Source organism: Azospirillum palustre, assembly GCF_002573965.1.
In the GTDB taxonomy this organism is placed as follows: domain Bacteria; phylum Pseudomonadota; class Alphaproteobacteria; order Azospirillales; family Azospirillaceae; genus Azospirillum; species Azospirillum palustre.
Map to the genome: position 1 here is coordinate 2,252,019 of NZ_PDKW01000043.1, position 17,839 is coordinate 2,269,857.

18 protein-coding genes, 2 pseudogenes and 1 riboswitch are annotated in these 17,839 nt (G+C 70.5%); of the genes and pseudogenes, 10 read left to right on the forward strand and 10 right to left on the reverse strand.

The genetic code is table 11. From position 1 onward, the window contains the following. Window positions 1-117: 117 nt before the first annotated feature. The 4 genes from CRT60_RS32930 to CRT60_RS32945 all read right to left on the reverse strand — a co-directional run bounded on the left by CRT60_RS32930 (window position 118) and on the right by CRT60_RS32945 (window position 3,275). A complete protein-coding gene (locus CRT60_RS32930; protein WP_098740579.1) occupies window positions 118-546 on the reverse strand; it encodes a DUF1489 family protein in 429 nt (142 codons plus the stop codon). A gap of 116 nt (window positions 547-662) precedes the next feature. Beyond that, window positions 663-1,688, reverse strand: coding sequence for an ion channel (locus CRT60_RS32935; RefSeq protein WP_098740580.1), 1,026 nt, complete (start codon window positions 1,686-1,688; stop codon window positions 663-665). A 134-nt stretch (window positions 1,689-1,822) separates the two neighbouring features. After that, window positions 1,823-2,437 carry a 2-hydroxychromene-2-carboxylate isomerase gene (locus CRT60_RS32940; RefSeq protein WP_098740581.1) on the reverse strand — a complete coding sequence of 205 codons (615 nt, stop codon included), beginning with the start codon at window positions 2,435-2,437 and terminating at the stop codon, window positions 1,823-1,825. Window positions 2,438-2,561: 124 nt separating this feature from the next. Continuing rightward, a complete protein-coding gene (locus CRT60_RS32945) occupies window positions 2,562-3,275 on the reverse strand; it encodes a response regulator (protein WP_098740582.1) in 714 nt (237 codons plus the stop codon). A gap of 248 nt (window positions 3,276-3,523) precedes the next feature. Here CRT60_RS32945 and CRT60_RS32950 point away from each other — a divergent pair, with 248 nt between their 5' ends. From CRT60_RS32950 to CRT60_RS32960, 3 genes are all read left to right on the forward strand, one after another. Beyond that, complete coding sequence (locus CRT60_RS32950; RefSeq protein ID WP_098741156.1) at window positions 3,524-3,709, forward strand: hypothetical protein; 186 nt, start codon at window positions 3,524-3,526, stop codon at window positions 3,707-3,709. Between the two features lie 50 nt (window positions 3,710-3,759). Next, window positions 3,760-3,999 (forward strand): hypothetical protein, encoded by a 240-nt coding sequence (locus CRT60_RS32955; protein WP_098740583.1) that lies wholly within the window; start codon window positions 3,760-3,762, stop codon window positions 3,997-3,999. A gap of 114 nt (window positions 4,000-4,113) precedes the next feature. Next, the gene (locus CRT60_RS32960; RefSeq protein WP_098740584.1) at window positions 4,114-6,285 is read left to right on the forward strand and encodes a hypothetical protein; all 2,172 of its coding nucleotides are present in this window, start codon (window positions 4,114-4,116) and stop codon (window positions 6,283-6,285) included. A gap of 45 nt (window positions 6,286-6,330) precedes the next feature. Here the strand turns inward: CRT60_RS32960 and CRT60_RS32965 are convergent, their stop codons facing one another. From CRT60_RS32965 to thiO, 5 genes are all read right to left on the reverse strand, one after another. Next, entirely contained in the window at window positions 6,331-6,795 is a 465-nt protein-coding gene (locus CRT60_RS32965; RefSeq protein WP_244592882.1) for a hypothetical protein, read from the reverse strand. 29 nt (window positions 6,796-6,824) lie between these two features. After that, complete coding sequence (locus CRT60_RS32970; protein ID WP_098740586.1) at window positions 6,825-7,268, reverse strand: PaaI family thioesterase; 444 nt, start codon at window positions 7,266-7,268, stop codon at window positions 6,825-6,827. Between the two features lie 144 nt (window positions 7,269-7,412). Beyond that, the gene (gene thiG / locus CRT60_RS32975) at window positions 7,413-8,213 is read right to left on the reverse strand and encodes a thiazole synthase (protein WP_098740587.1); all 801 of its coding nucleotides are present in this window, start codon (window positions 8,211-8,213) and stop codon (window positions 7,413-7,415) included. Window positions 8,214-8,396: 183 nt separating this feature from the next. After that, entirely contained in the window at window positions 8,397-8,618 is a 222-nt protein-coding gene (gene thiS / locus CRT60_RS32980) for a sulfur carrier protein ThiS (protein WP_098740588.1), read from the reverse strand. After that, a complete protein-coding gene (gene thiO, locus CRT60_RS32985; protein WP_193548473.1) occupies window positions 8,615-9,811 on the reverse strand; it encodes a glycine oxidase ThiO in 1,197 nt (398 codons plus the stop codon). Before thiO ends, thiS begins: the two co-directional genes overlap by 4 nt. Then, a riboswitch (TPP riboswitch) is annotated at window positions 9,803-9,902 on the reverse strand. (Overlaps the previous gene by 9 nt.) A gap of 236 nt (window positions 9,903-10,138) precedes the next feature. On the opposite strand from thiO, the pseudogene CRT60_RS37850 reads away from it, so the two are divergent. Then, window positions 10,139-11,377: pseudogene (locus CRT60_RS37850) on the forward strand (FIST signal transduction protein); the annotation flags it as partial. Window positions 11,378-11,770: 393 nt separating this feature from the next. Then, a pseudogene (locus CRT60_RS37855) lies at window positions 11,771-12,202 on the forward strand (methyl-accepting chemotaxis protein); the annotation flags it as partial. Window positions 12,203-12,222: 20 nt separating this feature from the next. On the opposite strand, the gene CRT60_RS32995 reads toward CRT60_RS37855, so the two are convergent. Further along, window positions 12,223-13,773 carry a Y-family DNA polymerase gene (locus CRT60_RS32995; RefSeq protein ID WP_167421851.1) on the reverse strand — a complete coding sequence of 517 codons (1,551 nt, stop codon included), beginning with the start codon at window positions 13,771-13,773 and terminating at the stop codon, window positions 12,223-12,225. 121 nt (window positions 13,774-13,894) lie between these two features. Here CRT60_RS32995 and CRT60_RS33000 point away from each other — a divergent pair, with 121 nt between their 5' ends. The 5 genes from CRT60_RS33000 (at window position 13,895) to CRT60_RS33020 (ending at window position 17,806) form a co-directional block, all read left to right on the forward strand. Further along, window positions 13,895-14,446 carry a hypothetical protein gene (locus tag CRT60_RS33000; RefSeq protein ID WP_098740590.1) on the forward strand — a complete coding sequence of 184 codons (552 nt, stop codon included), beginning with the start codon at window positions 13,895-13,897 and terminating at the stop codon, window positions 14,444-14,446. A 118-nt stretch (window positions 14,447-14,564) separates the two neighbouring features. Continuing rightward, complete coding sequence (locus CRT60_RS33005; RefSeq protein ID WP_098740591.1) at window positions 14,565-15,059, forward strand: HupE/UreJ family protein; 495 nt, start codon at window positions 14,565-14,567, stop codon at window positions 15,057-15,059. 248 nt (window positions 15,060-15,307) lie between these two features. Further along, window positions 15,308-16,444, forward strand: a complete 1,137-nt coding sequence (locus CRT60_RS33010) for a TAXI family TRAP transporter solute-binding subunit (RefSeq protein WP_244592883.1) — start codon at window positions 15,308-15,310, stop codon at window positions 16,442-16,444. Between the two features lie 117 nt (window positions 16,445-16,561). Next, window positions 16,562-17,023 (forward strand): GNAT family N-acetyltransferase, encoded by a 462-nt coding sequence (locus CRT60_RS33015; protein ID WP_098740593.1) that lies wholly within the window; start codon window positions 16,562-16,564, stop codon window positions 17,021-17,023. A gap of 114 nt (window positions 17,024-17,137) precedes the next feature. Further along, window positions 17,138-17,806, forward strand: coding sequence for a glutathione S-transferase family protein (locus tag CRT60_RS33020; RefSeq protein WP_098740594.1), 669 nt, complete (start codon window positions 17,138-17,140; stop codon window positions 17,804-17,806). Window positions 17,807-17,839: the final 33 nt, after the last annotated feature.

The window sequence follows — 17,839 nt, forward strand, 5'->3', positions numbered from 1 at the left end:
CTCAATCAGCGCCCCGCCGTCGGTGGAGCGGTTTATAGGCGCCCTCCCCCAAACCGCGCAAGCGCTTTTTTCATCGCCTTCTGCTTTTTATGTTCGCTGAACCGACGGATGTTTTCTTTAGAGCAGACCGAGTTCACGCAGTTCCGCCGCCATGTCGGCCGGCAGTTCGTCCCCTGCCCCGCCGGCGGCGGAGAGATCCTGGGGGGCGGCTTCGGCGGTCAGATAGCGCCAGCCCTGGAAAGGTCGATGCGCGGTCGGCACCGTCTGCACCCGGTCGGAAGCGAGGTGCAGGGTGCAATAGCTCTCGCCTTCCTCGTCGGTATCGGTGTCGATGGCGAGAATGGGCTGGCGCACCAGGACGCTGCCCTTGATCACCCAATAGATCGATCCGCCGGCCAGCAGCTCGTCGCCGCGCTTGGGCAGGCGGCGGGTGTAGACGGGGATGCGGGTCTGGCCGCCGGCGGTTACGGCGCGGCGGTCCTGAAGCTCCGCCAGATGGTCGAGGTCACGGACGCCGACGGCGAGCTTGATCAGATGGAGAGGCATGGAGGCTGCAAGGTCTCTGACAGGAGGGACGGAACCGCGCCCAGCATAGCGCGCCTCCTGACATAGTGCGTTATGCCGGATTGTCCCGCAGTCCGGAGCGCGGGACGGATCTGTCCTCAGAGCGGATCGTTGCGGTCCGACCGGCCGCTCGGGCGGGCATGGCCGATGATGGCGCTGAAGCCGAACAGCAAAAGCAGCACGCCCATGACGATCTCGATGCCGCAGATCAGGCGGACCACCCCGGACACCGGGTGGATGTCGCCATAGCCGACGGTGGCGAAGGTCACGATGGAGAAATAGATCCCTTCGGCGAAGGTGATGTCGCGCCGGACGCCCTCGATCACGAAGTTCGGCTCCGCCATGAAGCGGTCCATGATGGTGTAGATGGCGCCGAACAGGATGATGCAGAGCGAATAGAAGGTCAGGAAGGCGAAGGCCGGCAGCACCAGACGGGCCGATTGCTGGAAGAAGCCTTCGAACAGCAGGCCGGCGTCGAGCAGGAAGATGGCGATGTCGCGTGACACCAGGGCGACGATGACGGCGATGGCCGACATGGCCAGCAGGAAGATCGCGCCGATGGCCTGGGTGTCCATGTCCTGTTCGGGGACCAGGAAGGTCAGGGCGCCGATGCCCCAGACCGGCGCCATCCACAGGAAGACGCGGTCGAAATGGCCGCCTTCCCGCAACCGCCTGGACATCACGATCCGCCGGATGTCCTCCGCCCGCCACCATGCGCCGCCGAGAAAAGCAACCAGCGGCAGGACGAAGGCAATCGCCTGGATCAGCGGGCTGATGTTGTGGAAGTTGCTTTCGACGAAAAAGACGAAGATGCAGGCATAGACGCCGATGAAGTTGGTCAAAGCCAGGGTGAAGAACTGGCTGCCCGGAAACAGATAGTGGAAGGCACCGACCACCAGACCGACCGACCCCAGCAGGACGAAGGTCAGGTCGCCCGACACCGACCGGATCGACAGGGCGATCAGGCCGAGCAGCAGCGCCGTCAGCAACGCCCCGCCCAGCCAGGACTTCGACGCCCCCCGGCCCCCATGCCCACCCCCATGGTTGCCGTGCGAACCGCCGGGCGGAACTGCCGGGGGCGGGCTGGAGGTCCGGGGACGGCGGTCGGGAACGATCTGATCCATGGGGCGGTAAACCGAAACGAGAGCAGGCACCGCGGCCGGCGCCCAACCGAAAGTCTTAGCCCATGGTTATAGCGGTTCGCCGGCCCCGACCGTCAGCACTTTCCGCCCCCTGCTGACGATCCGGATCGTTCCTCTTACCAGCCGCCGGTGGCGAGCCAGCGGTCGACCATGTCGAGCCGGTCCCAGCCCCAGAAGGGTTCGCCGTCGACGATGAAGAAGGGCGATCCGAAGACGCCGCGCTCCACCGCATCGTCGACCTCGCTGCGCAGCCGGTCCTTGACCGCCGGGTCCTGGATGGCGGCGGTCACCGCGGCGCGGTCGATGCCGAGACTGCCCAGCGTCTTCGCTGCGATCTCCGCCACCGTGTCGGCCGGGCCGATGTCCTGCCCCTCGCCGAAATGGGCATGATAGATCGCACGGGCCAGCAGCTTGGCCTGTTCCGGATGCTCGTCGGCCAGCCAGTAGAAGGCGCGCGAGGCGGCGACGCCATTGGCCGGGGCCGAATCGGGGAAGGTGAAGGGCGCGCCGGTCAGGCGGGCGATGCGTCCGACATCCTGGGTCAGATACTCGCCACGCAGGGGCTGCTCCAGGTTCGGCTTCATGCCCGTCACCTTGAAGATGGCGCCGAGCAGGACCGGGTGCCAGGTGACGGTGCGGCCATGCTTCGCCGCCAGCTCGTCGATGCGCAGGCTGGCGAAGTAACCGTAGGGCGAGCCGAAGTCGAAATAGAAATCGATGGGATCAGACACGCGCGTTTCCTCTCCGACAGGTTTTCAGGAAAGGCTAACGCGGGCGTGGGAAGGCGTCCAGGGGGCGTCCGGGGCAGCTGGGAGGAGGCCGGACGGGCACCGCAGACCTGTCGGTGCAGACCCGTCAGACGGTGCGGACCTTGGCGTCGAAGACGTAGCCGGCACCACGCTCGGTCTTGATGATGCGGGGTTCCTTCGGGTTCGCCTCGATCTTGCGGCGCAGGCGCAGGATCAGCACGTCGATGGAGCGGTCGAACACCTCCGCCCCGTCGACCCGGGTGAGGTCGAGCAGCTGGTCGCGGGTCAGCACCCGCTGCGGCCGCTTGACGAAGGCCGCCAGCAGGCCGAACTCCGCCTTGGTCAGCTCCACCTCGCGCCCCTCCTGGCCGCGCAGGCGCTGGGCGGTGAGGTCGAGTTCCCAGTTGGCGAACTGCACGACGGCGCGCAGCTCTTCCGGGCTGCGGGCCGGGCGGGCGTCGTTGGAAACGCGGCGCAGCACCGCCTTGATGTGGGCCAGCAGTTCACGCGGGTTGAAGGGCTTGGTCAGGTAATCGTCGGCGCCCAGCTCCAGCCCGACGATGCGGTCGACATCCTGGTCCTTGGAGGACAGGATGATGACGGGGATCTGCGATTCGGTGCGGATCTGGCGGACAAGCCCCAGCCCGTCGCCGTCGGGCAGACGCAGGTCGCAGACCACGAGATCGACAGGCTCGCCATCCAGGGCCTGCCGGGCCGATGCGGTATCCTGCGCCGTCGTGACCCGGTACCCCTCTCCCGCCAGATATGAGGCCAAAAGCTCCCGAATCGGCTCGTCGTCGTCGACCGCGAGAATATGCATGCCTGTTACCTCCCCAAACCTTCTTATCTCACGCGCGAGCGCCACGCAATGCGTTACAACCCCGTAACAGCCGCGGCTCTTTGGCCCACCGCATGAGTTGGTTGAAACCCCCTGCCGCTCCAGCGACATAAAAGTACCCTTGCGCAGACATTAACCAGAAACACGCTGCGGTTTAAATCCAGATCATCGAACAGGGGACGGCTGCCCGGCAAGGGGCGCCGGACCAATCCGTGATGGGGAAATCCGCCATGTCGACCATCGACCATTGCCTGGAACGTCTGGCCCTGCTCGACCGCGCCGACCGCCTGCTGAACGAGGTGCGGGTCTATGGGCAGCATGGCCCGATCCGCGAAACGCTGGCGCAGCACCGGCTGCTGCTGGGCGAGGCGAGGCGCCATCTCGATTCGGCGCGCTCGGTCGGACGGCCGGGCTGACGGCACGACCGAACGACTGGCCCCCGAAGGACTGGGACAAGACCACGATCATGTCCGGCTGCACCGCCCCGGCACTGCCGATGCCGCACCAGCGCACCGCATCGCATGCCCACTCCAGGACCGCGAGGCGCCTGCCCGCCGACGGCAACCGCCGTCCGGTGGCGGAGCGTTGCAGCCACCATCAGGGCTGCAATCCGGGCTGCACGCCGAACGCGGCACAGGTCACGGCCCATAACGGCGCGCCGCTGTGGCGCACGATGATGGAACGCTGGCTGACGGCGGCACCCTGACCACAGGCCCCCACCCTTCCGGCCTATCCGTCCCCTCCGGCAACGCTCTCCCTATTCCCGCCCGAATTCGCGCTTATGCCGACGGTCGGGAGCAACAGAACCGGAGAGACAATCATGACCCGTGCCATCCTTCTCGCCTCCACCGCCCTGCTGATGGCGGCCCCGGCCGCCTGGGCCGCGGCGGACGGGCCAACCGGCGGGCAACTGGCGCTGACGCGGGTTCTGCTGTCCACCGGCGGCGTCGGCTATTTCGAATATGAGGCGACGGTCAGCGGCGATGCCGACCTGTCGCTGGAGGTCCGGCGCGATCAGGTCGACGACGTGCTGAAAAGCATCGTCGTCTATGACGACAAGGGCGGCGTCGGCACCATCGGCCTGCCTGGCGCCGAACCGCTGGACACCGCCTTCCGCGAACTGCCCTTCTCGGCGGGCGACCTCACGTCGCCCGCCGCCCTGCTGAACGCGATGCGCGGGGCGGAAGTGACGTCCGGCGGCTCCCGCCAGCTGACCGGCCGGCTGATGTCGGTGACGGAGGAGACGGTGCGGCTGCCGGGCAGCGACGGCGCCACCGCCACGCGCCACCGGGTGACGCTGATGACCGCCGACGGGCTGCGCCAGCTGGTGCTGGAGGAGGCCGACGCGCTGCGCTTCACCGATCCGGCGGTGCAGGCCCAGATCGACCGGGCGCTGTCGGCGGTGGCGGACAATGCCCGGCGCGAGCGGCGGCAGCTGACCGTGCACAGCCGGGCGCCGCAGGATGGGCAGGCCGCCGGCGAACGGCGGGTCCGGGTCGGGTATGTCGCGGAGATGCCGCTGTGGAAGGCGACCTATCGGCTCAGCATGACGCAGGGCGGACAATCGCAGAATGGGCAGCCGCAAGCCGGAGCGGCGAAGGAGGGCAGCGGCGCGCTGCAAGGCTGGGCGGTGCTGGAGAATCTCAGCGGCGAGGATTGGAAGGGCGTCGATCTGACGGTGGTGTCGGGCAATCCGGTCACCCTGCGCCAGGCGCTCTACACCCCTTACTTCGTCGAGCGGCCCGAGGTGCCGGTGGAGGTGCTGGGCCGGGTGCTGCCCACGGCGGACGAGGGCACGGTGACGCTGAACGACGCCCATCCGGCGATGCGGGCGCAGTCCGAAGCCTCGCGCGCCGCGGTGCCGCCCGCCGCGGCGATGGCCGCCCCGCCGCCCCCCGCACCGGCCATGGCGCCGGCACCGATGGGCGAGCCGCTGGCGAAGGTGGCGCCCTATGGCAGCGCCGCCGGGACTCCGGCGATGGCCGCGGTGCGCGGCGCCGAAGCCGGGGCTGCGGAAGGCGCCCAGGTGCTGTTCCATTACCCGCAGCCGGTCAGCGTGCCGAACGGCGGGACCCTGATGATGCCGATCGCCGTCCGCAGCCTGCCGGTCGAGCGGGTGGCGCTCTACCAGCCGGGCACCGACGCCCGCCACCCGCTGGCGTCGCTGCGGCTGCGCAACGATGGCGACACCGCCCTGCCGCCGGGGCTGCTGACCTTCTATGACCGGACCGGCGGCGCCGGGGCGGAGACCAGCGCCTATGTCGGCGACGCGCGCATGGCGACCCTGCCGGCGGGCGACAGCCGCCTGCTGTCCTTCGCCGTCGATCAGGCGGTGACCATCGACCGCGAGGAGAAGCCGGGCCGCCGGCTGTCCCGCGCCGCCCTTGCCGATGGCGTGCTGACCCTGTCGGTCACCGACCGGCAGAGCACCACCTACACGGTGGCGGGCGCCCCGGACGCCGACCGCAGCGTGGTGATCGAGCATCCGCGCCGCCCCGGCTGGGACCTCGCCGAGCCGGCAAACGGCAAGCCGGAGGCGACCGCGGGCGCCTACCGCCTGCCGCTGGCGGTGCCGGCCGGCAAGACGGTGACGCTGACCGCGACGCTGGAACGGCCGCGGCAGGAGCGGATCGTGCTGACCGATCTGAGCGCCGACCAGATCGCCGCCCGCGCCTCCGCTCCCGAACTGCCGCCGGAGGTGCGTCAGGCGCTGACCACGCTGGCCGGCCTGCGGTCCGCCGTCGCCGAGAAGGAGCGCCGCATCGCCGAACTGGAGCGCGAGCGGACCGAGCGCATCGCCGACCAGGACCGGCTGCGCGAGAACCTGAAGGCCCTGCCGGCCGGCAGCGACCTGCACAAGCGCACGCTGGCGAAGATGGCGGAGGCGGAAAACCGCCTGGACGGTCTGGCCCGCGACCTGACCACCGCCCGCAGCGAGGCGGAAGCGGCGCGGCAGGCCTTGCGGGAGCGGGTGAAGGCTTTGGCGATCTGAGGAGATGAGGGGGGCGGGGGTCCGCCCCCCTTCAGGCTTCCGTCCTTACAGCGTCGTCGCGCTGCAATAGGCCCAATCCTCGCCCTGCAGGCCGAAGAAAGCGGCGACCGGCTTGCCGCTGGACCGGTCGACGACGACGCGGAAGCGGGTGCCGGTGCAGGTGCCCTGGGTTTGCTTGGCGACCGGCACCTTGACGTGCTTGGACTTCAGGCAGGCCTCCGACATCTTCGGCGGGTTGGCCGGGCCGTCCACCTTCTTGCCGTTCAGCACCATGTAGTAGGTGGTGGCCTGCCCGCCCTTGACGTCGGCCTTCACCTCGATCTTGCCGAAGCGCGACTTGTAGAGGCCGGCATCCTGTTCGCCGTCCGGCGCGCCGCTGGGCAGCGAGCGGAAGGAGATGGCGGCGCAGGAGGGCGGATCCTTGGCCTCGGCCGGGGCGGCGGCCAGAACGGCGATGCCGCCGGCCAGCAGCAGGGCGGCGGGCACGGACAACAGACGGGCAGACAGCATGGAAAAGCCCTTTCGAACCGGTTGAAACGTCATTTCGGCATCACGCAGAAGGTGGTCTGCTGCATCAGGGCGCAGTCCTTCTCGACACCGCCGTCCAGCATCGACACCTCGACCTGGGTGATGACCAGGGTGCGGCCCGGCTTCACCACGCGGGCGCGGGCGATCATGACATCGCCCTTGGCCGGCGACATCAGGTTGATCTTGAACTCCACCGCCAGCACTTCCGCCCCGGCCGGCATCAGGCTCAGCGCCGCATAGCCGCCGGCATTGTCGGCCAGCGTGCTGACCATGCCGGCATGGAAGAAGCCGTGCTGCTGCGTCAGGTCGGCACGGAACGGCAGGCGCATCTCGCAGAAGCCCGGCTCCATCGCCGCCAGTTCGATGCCGAGCGTCTTGCAGATCGGCTGCTGTTCGAAGGACGCGAAGCAGCGCGCCTTCCAGTCGGGAGTGCGGGGTTCGAAGGTGGCGGGCAAGGCAAGGGTCTCCGGCAGAGGGGCGCCAAGGGAGGCGGTGCGGCACAGCCTGCGTCAGCCGCCCCGCCGGATCAAGCGGCCGAACGGAGTGCGCGTCACCTTGCCCACCCTCTCGCCCTCCGGTTGCCCCGCAATTAGCCGGTATCAGCCGCCGATCAGGCCCATCTGCGGGCTGGACGGTTCGGCATGGGCGCGCATCGGCATGCGGCCGGCCAGATGGGCGGCGCGGCCGGCATTGACCGCATCGCGCATCGCCGCCGCCATCCGCACCGGGTCGCGCGCCTTCGACACCGCGGTGTTCAGCAGAACGGCGGCGCAACCGAGCTCCATCGCCAGCGCCGCGTCGGACGCGGTGCCGATGCCGGCATCCAGCACCACCGGCACCGGGCTGCGGGCGCAGATCGTCTCGATGGCGTGCGGGTTGCGGATGCCCATGCCCGACCCGATGAAGGCCCCCAGCGGCATCACCGCAGCGGCCCCCAGGTCGGCCAGCTTGCGGCAGGTCACCGGATCGTCGTTGCAATAGGGCAGCACGACGAAGCCGTCATTCACCAGCTCCTCGGTCGCGCGCAGCAGTTCCTCCACGTCGGGATAGAGCAGCTCGCGGTCGCCGATGACCTCCAGCTTGATCCAGGGGGTGTCCAGCGCCTCGCGCGACAGCTGGGCGGTCAGCACCGCTTCCTTGGCGGTCATGCAGCCGGCGGTGTTGGGCAACAGCCCGACCGGCCCGGCCGCCCGCCCGGCGGTGGCGCGGGCCAGCACGTCGACGAGGCTTTCCGAATAGCCGTCCAGGCTGATGCGGCGGATCGCCAGCGTGACCAGTTCGCTGCCGCTGGCCGCCAGCGCGTCGAGCATCACCTGCTGGTTCGGATAGCCGGCGGTGCCGAGGAACAGCCGCGAGCCGAGGCTGCGCCCGGCGATGGTGAGGGTGTCGGTCTGGGACATGGGGGGAGCCTTTTGCAAAGGCCCTCTCCCGCCCCGGGAGAGGGAGGGGACCCGCGCCGTAGGCGTGGGGAGGGTGAGGGGGTATCCGAACATGGATTCTGATCCTTGCCCCACCCCTCACCCTTCCCATGCTGCGCATGGGCCCCTTCCCTCTCCCGGGGCGGGAGAGGGAGGATCGGGGGGTCAGCCGCCCTGGATGGGGCGGACGATTTCCAGGCTGTCGCCGGGCTTAAGCGCGGTCTCCGGCCAGCGGCGGCGGGGGACCACGGCGCCGTTCAGGGCGACCGCGACGCCCTTCGCACCCTCGGCGATGCCGCGGCCGGCCAGGAACTCGGCGACGGAGGCGGCGGACAGCGGCTCTTCGCAGCCGTTGACGCGGATGGCTTCACGTGAAACGGCGGTCATGCGGCGGCTCCCGCAGCAACGAAGCGGTCGGCGGCGAAGGGGCGCAGCAGCGGATCGGTCTCGCCGGTCAGCACCAGACGGGCGATGCCGTCGGCGGTCACCGGGGTCAGCAGGATGCCGTTGCGGTGGTGGCCGGTGGCGTGGATCAGTCCGGGAATGCCGCTCTCGCCCAGGATCGGCGCATCGTCGCGGCTGCCGGGACGGAAACCCGCCCAGGCTTCCTCGATGGGCAGTTCGGCAATGCCCGGCAGCGCCCGCCACGCCCCCTCCAGCAGGGCGAACTGGCCGCCGGCGGTCAGACGGTCGTCGAAGCCGCGCTCCTCCGTCGTGGCGCCGATCAGCAGCCGGCCGTCCAGCCGCGGGATCAGGTAGGTGCCGGGCGTCCACACCACATGGCGCAGCAGCGGCAGACGGGGATCCATGCGCAGGCAGACCATCTGCCCCTTCACCGGACGCACCGGCGGCCGGGCGGCGGGCGGCAGCCCAGGCACCCCGGCCGACCACGCCCCGGCGGCCAGCACCACTTGGTCGGCCCGGTGCAGCGTCTCGGCCACCCGCACACCGACGGCGCGCCCGCCCTCCACCGCCAGCGCAACCTCGCCGCACCGCTCATGCAGATGGGCGCCAGCGAGTTCGGCGGCGCGGCGCAGGGCGGCTGCGACCTTGCGGTTGTCGACCTGATGGTCGCCGGCACAAAACAGGGCACCGGCGACACCCGGTTGCAGGAAGGGTTCGCGCCGCCGCACCTCGGCCCCGCCCAGCCACTCCACCGGCAATCCCAGATCGCGCTGGAACCCGTGCAGGAAGCGGACCTTCGCGGCATCGTCGGCGGTCAGCGCGATGACCATGGTGCCTTCGCGGCGCAGATCGACGGCGATGCCGCTCGCCGCTTCGAGATCGCGGGCGAAGTCCGGCCACAGGGCCTGCGACGCGCGGGTCAGCGGCAGCAGCCCCTCCTCGCCCGGCTCGGTTTCGACACAGGCGGCCAGCATGCCGCCGGCGGCATAGGTGGCGCCGCGCCCGGCCTCCCCCCGCTCGAAAACGTCGACGCGGCAGCCGGCCGACGCCAGCCTCCAGGCGATGGCGAGGCCGATGCAGCCGGCGCCGACGATGGCAACGGAAGGACGGGTGGCGGACGGGCGGAGTCCCGGCGCGGAAACGGAATATGGATGCGGTTCTGGCGCATGGATCATGCGGCGGCTCCCTTCGCTGGAATTACCCAGACAGGTTCGATGGGTGTGTTCTCAGCCGCGCGACCACCGCACGGCACCCCAGGCCTATGGATTGCCTTATGCCAATGTTCCGCTGGCCCCACAAGCGGAATCGACCGCCGCCCGGCCCCAACCTGCCGATGGATGCGGCGACAGGCCGCAGCCGGATACGGAGTCCCCCCGACAGGAAGCGCTACCGATCGGCAGCTAAAGTGTCGGCAAAATGAGCCATACCCGGGCACTCACAGCGGAAAACGGGCGCAGCCGGTGCGCGGGATGAACGACAAAGACGACCGAGGATTCGCCAGCATGCTGTCTTTCTTCCGCTCGGACTCCCCGACCTCCCCCGTCCCCGGCAGCCCGGTCGGCGCTCCTGCCGGCAGGTCCGAACCGGCAGCGCATGCCGCCGGACCGGCGGAACAGCCGATCCGCAGCCTGTGCCTGCCGGCAGGGCAGATCGGCGCCGCGGCGCTGGAGGGTCTGACTTTCGCCGACGGGGCACCGGCGCTGGTCGTCGGTTTCGTGTCGCCGCATGTCGATTTCGCCGCCACCGCGCGGGCGGTCCGCTCCGCCCTGCCGGCGGCGACCCAGCTGGTGCTGGTCTCCACCGCGGGCGAGCTGTGCGCGGCCGAGGGCCAGCCGCTCTACCGCAAGGCCGGCGACCGCTGGGACAGCGTGGTGCTGCAATCCTTCAGCCCGCGCCTGCTCGCCGGGGTCAGCATCCAGTCGGTCCCGCTGCATTGCGACGACCTGCGCGGCGGCCGCCCGACCCGCGACGTGCCGGCCCGGGTGGAGGCGATCCGCGGCGAGCTCGACCGCATCCGCGTCCCCTTCCCGGTCGACAGCCACGACACGGTGGCGCTGACCTTCATCGACGGGCTGTCGGCCAGCGAAAGCTGGTTCATGGAGGCGGTCTACCGCTCCGGCCATTTCCCCTGCCTGTTCATCGGCGGCTCGGCCGGCGGCAAGCTCGACTTCCGCAACACCCATCTGTTCGACGGCCAGCGCGTGCTGGAGAACGCGGCGGTGACGATCTTCCTGAAGATGGCGCCCGGCATCCGCTACGGCATCTTCAAGTCGCAGAATTTCCGGCCGACCCAGACCCGCTTCGCCGTGGTCGACGCCGACCCGATGCGCCGCATCGTGCGCAGCGTGATCGACCGCGACGGCTTCGAGGTCGTCGGCTTCATCGACGCGCTCGCCAAATCCCTGCGCTGCAAGCCGCAGGACCTGCCGGGCAAGCTGGCGAAGAACACCTTCGCCATCGAGATGGAGGGAGAGCTGTTCGTCCGCTCCATCTCCGGCTTCGATTTCGAAAAGGGGGAGGTCGCCTTCTACTGCGACGTCAATCCCGGCGATTCGCTGTGCCTTGTCGAGGCGACCGATTTCGTCCGCCAGACGGAGGACGACCTCTCGGCCTATCTGCGCAACAAGCCGCAACCGGTCGGCGCCATCCTGAACGACTGCATCCTGCGCCGGCTGAACAATCCCGACCAGCTGTCGCGGGTCCATGCCTTCGACGGGCTGGCCGCCGCCGGCTTCTCCACCTTCGGCGAGCTGCTGGGCATCAACATCAACCAGACCCTGTCGGCGCTGATGTTCTTCGAGGTGCCGCCCGGCGCCGCCTTCTCCGACGACATGGTCGACCGCTTCCCGGTGCATTACGCCCGGTTCCAGAGCTATTTCATCGCCACCCGCTACAACCGGCTGGAGCTGCTGAGCCGCATCCGCAACAGCGTGATCGAGCGGATGCACAGCTATCTCGACGCGCTGGTGACGCTGACCGGCGGCGTGCAGGAGACCGCCAGCTATGCCGCGCGCATCGGCGGCTCGATGTCGGCGATCGAGGCGACGCTGAACCGCCACGCCACCCTGTTCGACGGCCACGCCGACCGCAAGGAGGCTCTGGTCCGCGAATTCAACCAGCTGTCCACCGTGGTGAAGAGCATCGAGAAGGTGCTGGCGGTGATCGACGGCATCGCCAGCCAGACCAACCTGCTGGCGCTCAACGCCACCATCGAGGCCGCCCGCGCCGGAGAGGCCGGAAAGGGTTTCGCCGTGGTGGCGGCGGAGGTGCGCAAGCTGGCCAACGACACCAAGCAGACGCTGGCCGACACCCGCCGGGCCATCGACCAGGTGGTGACCTCCGTCCGCTCCGTCGGCGGCCAGCTCGACGACACCAGCACCCGCATGGACGAGGCCGCCACCGCCTCGCAGGAGTTGCAGACCGACATCCATGCGGTGATCGACGAGGTGGAGGGCGCCCAGAAGGCCATCGAAGGCCGCCTCTCGGACATGAACGACCATGCCCGCCGCATGGAGGACATCAACCGCTACATCGCCTTCCTGAAGCAGCTCGACCGGGCCGGGTGAGCGGGCGGGGGCCCGACACCTCACGCCAAAAACCCGTGCAGGAACCAGCGCGGGGTCTCGTCAGGGCGATACAGGCCGGCGCGGAACAGCCAGAACCGCCGGCCGCCGTCATCCTCGACCCGGTAGTAGTCGCGCAGCGCCAGTCCCAGCGACCCTTGCCCACGCCACCATTCGCATTCGATCCGCTCCGGCCCTTCGGCCCGCCGCACGGGATGGGGCACGCCGCGCCAGACGAACAGCAGCGGCGGGTCGTCGGGCAGCGGGGCGGTGGCCTCAACCGGCTCGGGCGGGGTCAGCAGGCGCAGGGGGCGCGGCTGCCCGGCTGGCCAGGGCTTCGGCGGCGGCAGGCGCTCCATCGGCGGATGCGGCGCCACGCAGCGCTCCGGCAGCCAGCTTTCCCGCGGCACCAGCCGCAGCACCGCCCGTTCCCCCAGCCGCAGCGTCAGCCGGTCGACCAGTTCGGCCAGCTGGTCGTCATTCCCCTGGTCGCCGGCCTCCTCCCCGTCGATTGCGGTCTGGACGGCGGACAGCGGTCCCGTCTCGGTCGCCGACAGCACCAGGGTTTCCAGCCCCGCCCCCGGCCCAAGTTCGATGCGTTCGAGCAGCGGGGCGAACAGCCGGGCAAGCGCCGCCGGGTCGCGCACCGGGCGGCTGGTGCCGAGCGTCAGGCTCTGCGGGTCATCGTCCACCCGCTGGTCGGTGCGATGGGCATCCAGACGCAGCCGGCGCGCCCCCTGCCCCGTCGCCTCCAGCCCCTTGCACAGCCTCCCCAGCAGATGGCGCAGCGCCCCGGCAATCGATTCGGGCGTGGCGATCGGTTCGGCGAAGGTCAGACGCTCGCGATGGTCCGGCACTGGCCGGCGCGGGGAGATCGGCTCGTCCAGCCGGCCGAAGGCCTGATCGTACCGTTGCATCAACCCGGCCCCGAACCGCGCCGCCAGCCCCGCCCGCGGCATGGCATGCAAATCGCCGATCCGGCGCAGGCCCAGCGCGTGCAATCCCTCCACCGTCTCCGCCGGCAGCCGCAGGGCGGCGAGCGGCAGGTCATCCAACGACTCGCGACGCCGCTGCTCCGGACTGCCGAACCGCACCAGCCCCCAGGCGGCGGCCGGGGTGTCGGCAATGGCGGCACGGGCGGCGAAGCCGGCGGCGCGCAGCCGGCCGGTCAGGTCGGCGGCCAGCGCCGGCTCGCCCCCAAAGAGATGGGCGCAGCCGGTGAGGTCGATCACCACCCCGTCCGGCTCGTCCGCCGCGGTCCAGGGGCTGTAGCGCCGCGCCCAGTCGGCGATGCGGCCGAGCAGGGCCGAATCGTCCTCCGGCGTCGCCTCCGCCGCCTCCAGCGTCGGTTCCAGCGCACGGGCATCGCTGAGGGTATTGCCGGGGGCGATGCCCAGCAGCGCCGCCGCCCGGTTGACCGCGACCACCACCCGCCGCTGGCGTTCCGTCCGCAGCAGGACGAAGGGGCGCGCCCGCAACTCCGGCGGCATGAGCCGCTCCCGCGCGTCGGTCGGCAGGCGCGGCAGCCACAGGGCAAGGATGCGGCGCTTGGTTCTCTCTGCTCCGCGGACCAATCCCTCTCCCCTCGACCGCTAAGAACAAACAAAGAACATTGTAGCGCTGGCTCGGCCGCAAGGGGAGTCCCTCCTTTGGGGTCATCTTGCCGAAACGTTCGGCAGTGCCGACATTCCGTACATGACCCCACATCCCCCGTCCTTCGCCCGCCATCCGGTCGTCAGCCGTCTGGCTCCGCTCCTTCTCCTGCTGGCGGCCGGCGCCTGCGCGCCGTCGGACCTGCGCGACGACACGCCCGGCCGCGCCCAGGCCTTTCCGCCCGTCTACAACCAGACGGTCGTTCCCGGCGGGGGCGAGCGACGAACCTGGAGCCAGATCCAGGCGGAGCAGTCGCGCGCCGACTCGAACCCCGCCCCCGCCCGGCAGAGCGGCGACCGCCAAATCCGCCGCGACCCGGACGGCACCGACCAGCCGCCGCCCAAGCGCCGCCGCGGCAGTTCGTCGCCGCCGCCCGACCCGGCCGCCCTGCCCCAGCCGCCGCGCCCGATCCCGGTGCCGCCCCCGCCCTCGTCGCAGAGCGCCACCGACGCCTTCAAGCGCGACCTGATCCGGCCGGAGGTCGACCGCATGCGCACCGACGACGCCATGGGCCGGCTCGACCCGCTGGGCCAGCGCGACCTGATGCGGCGGGAAAACGACCTGCGCCAGTTCGGCGACCCGCTGGCGCGGTAGCGTCAACCCCGCCTCCCCCCTTCGGCGCCGTGTCGGCGCCGGACTTGGCGGCTTGACCCCGCCCCCGCTCAGCCGCCATACCGGCAGCCGGAGCGGAACGGACGGGGGATGCGGGCGCATGACGACGGTGACGGGGGCCTTCGGCAACGGGCTGACCACGCCGGTGTGGGTGTTGCAGCATCTGCTGGGCATCCTCGGCATCGGCATGTGGGCCGGACAGGCCGGCGGCACCGCGGTGTGGCAGGTGCCGGCCGCCGCGGTGACCGCCGCGCTGGCGGCGGGCTTCGCCGCCCAGATGGGCGTACGGCTGCCCTATGCCGGGCCGGGGTTGGCCGCCTCGCTGGTGGTGGTCGGGTCGCTGGTGGCGCTGGGGGTGCGCGCCCCGGCGGCAGTGGCGGTGCTGGTCGCCGCGGTCGCCGCGGTGTTCCACGGCCATGCACACCAGGGACCGCCGCTCTATTGGGCCGGTTTCGCGTCAGGGTTGATGCTGGTGGCCTGCGGCGGGCTGGGTCTGTCGATCGCGGTGACACAGGCCGAGTCGGACCGTGCCGTGCGTCTGTGTGGCGGTGCGGTAGCAGTCGCCGGCGTTCTCGACCTCGTCGGCGTGATTTGACCGGATGCGCCTTGAAATGACCGGGTTGCGCGGAAATCTTTGAAGGCACGACCTTCCCCTCCCCGCCCTTCCCGCCCGGGACGCACGGGCCAGACGAACGGAACGATCCGGTGCCCCGCGCAGCCGCCAAAGCCTGCCCACCCCCGCCGGGGCTCCGCTCTCCGGGACCTGGGCCGCATTCCGATGCGGCTCCCCTTACCCAACCCGTTCCGACCCGCCGCCATCTGCTGGGCGGGCTGTTGGGAGGGGTGGCGCTGGCCCCGCTGCTGGGCGGCGGATTGCTGGGCACCGGACTTCTGGGCGGGCCGGCCGCTGCGCAGGATCTCCGCTATTTCCGCATCGGCACCGGCACCACCTCCGGCACCTATTTCCCGATCGGCGGGCTGATCGCCAACGCCATCTCCAACCCGCCGGGCTCCCGCCCCTGCGACAAGGGCGGGAGCTGCGGCATCCCCGGCCTGATCGTGGTGGCGCAGGCCAGCAACGGCTCGGTCGACAATGTCGAGATGCTGCGCGCCGGCACGGTGGAGGCCGGGTTCGCCCAGGCCGACGTCGCCTATTGGGCCTACAGCGGCACCGGCAGCTTCACCGGCAAGCGCCCCTTCACCGAGCTGCGCTCGCTCGGCATGCTCTATGCCGAGGCGATCCAGATCGTCGTCCGCTCCGACGGCTTCATCGACCGCATGGCCGACCTGAAGGGCCGCAGCATCTCGCTCGGCGAGGAGGGCTCCGGCACGCTGGTCGAGGCGCGGCTGATCCTGGACGCCTACGGCCTGTCGGAAAGCACGATCACGCCGCTCTACCTCAAGCCCGGCACCGCGGCCGACCGGCTGGCGAAGGGCGAGCTGGACGGCTTCTTCATGGTCGGCGGCTATCCGGTGGCGGCGGTCAGCGACGTGGCGGCACGGGTGCCCATCCGCCTGGTGCCGCTCGATGGCGAACCGGCCGACCGGCTGCGGCGCGGCCAGCGCTTCTACATCGAGCAGGAAATCCCGGCCAACGCCTATCCCGGCAGCGCCACCACCCCGACGCTGAGCCTGGGGGCGGAGCTGCTGACCCGCGCCGACCGCGATCCCGACCTGATCTACGGCGTCGTCCGCGCGCTGTGGCACGAGAACACCCGCCGCGTCCTGGCCGACGGGCATCCGCAGGGCCGCAACTTCGATCCCGCCCGCGCGGTCGCCAACGTCTCGGTTCCCCTGCATCCGGGGGCGGAGCGCTTTTACCGCGAGGCCGGCCTGCTCGGCAGCGCCGCCAACGAGCCTGCCCGTCCGCCGGGCGTTCCTGCCGACACGCCCGCCGCCGGAGACAAGGCGGGGAATGGGACTCCTCCCGCCGAAAAGAGCAGCTCCGGGAAAAGCGGCGAAGACAAGCCGCCCCGCTGATCGCCCGCAGGCCGGACAGGACGAAAGGACCGTTTCCGCACGCCCCGCCGGTGGAATAGTCTGAGCGGCATCCGGTCGATCCTCGCGATCGGGCGCAACGGACGGAAGGAGACAGGCATGCCGGCCGGCGAAGGGGTGCGCATCGCGATCCGTTCCGCCCGCGGCGCCGACGCCGCCCGCTGTGCCGAGATCTTCCTGCATGGCCGCCGCCAGGCCTTCTCCTGGCAGCCCGCCGAGCGGTTCGGGCTGGACGATTACTACGACTGCGTCCGCGGGGATTCGGTGCTGGTGGCCGAGACGGCGGGGACGGTGGTCGGCTTCGTCTCGCTCGATCCCAAGGCCGGCATCATCCACAACCTGTTCATCGACCCCGGCTGGCGCAAGCGCGGCATCGGATCGGCCCTGCTGCGCGAGGCGCTGGGCCTGTTGCAGGGCGGCGCCCGGCCGGCCGAGCTGGCCTGCGCCGCCCGCAACGCCGACGCCCGCGCCTTCTACGAACGCAACGGCTGGACGCCGGTCGGCGAAGCGTCGAACCAGCCCGACGCGCTGGTGCTCTACCGCCTGTCGCGGGCGGGGTAGATGGCCGCTCCCCCCGCCTTCCCGCTTGCCCCGCGGAACTTCCTCCAACGAGACGATTTGGCTCGGATGCGCAGGCTGTTTTCGCTTGCCGCGTTGCGGTAAAGTCCCGCCGCCATGCGAACCCTGTACCACCACCCGATCCACGCCCTGTCGCGCACCGCGCGCGTGATGCTCGCCGAGAAGGGCCTGCCCTTCGAACCCGTGGTCGAAAGGCCGTGGGAACGGCGGACCGACTTCCTGAAGCTGAACCCGGCCGCCGAGGTTCCGGTGCTGGTGGAGGAGGACGGAACGGTCGTCGCCGGCGGCCTCGCCGTCATCGAATATCTGGAGGAAGCCTATCCCGACACCCCCCTGCTGCCGCGCGAGATCGCGGCGCGGGCCGAGGTTCGGCGGGTCGCCGACTGGTTCCTCCACAAGTTCGAACGCGAGGTGGCGGAAAACCTCGTCGGCGAAAAGCTGATCAAGCGGCTGTCAGGACAGGGCCACCCCTTCGCGCCGGCGATCCGCGCCGGGCTGGCCAACGTCACCTACCACCTCGACTACATCGCCTTCCTGTCGGAGCGCCGGCCCTGGCTGGCCGGGTCGTCCTTCACCCTGGCCGACATCGCCGCCGCGGCGCAGCTGTCCTGCCTCGACTATATCGACAACGTGCCGTGGGACCGCAGCCCGGAGGCCAAGGACTGGTACGCCCGGATCAAGTCGCGCCCCAGCTTCCGCGCGCTGCTGGCCGACAACATCACCGGCTGCCCGCCGCCCAAGCACTATGCCGACCTGGATTTTTAATATCCTGTTTGGATTTCGCCCAAGAGGGGCATG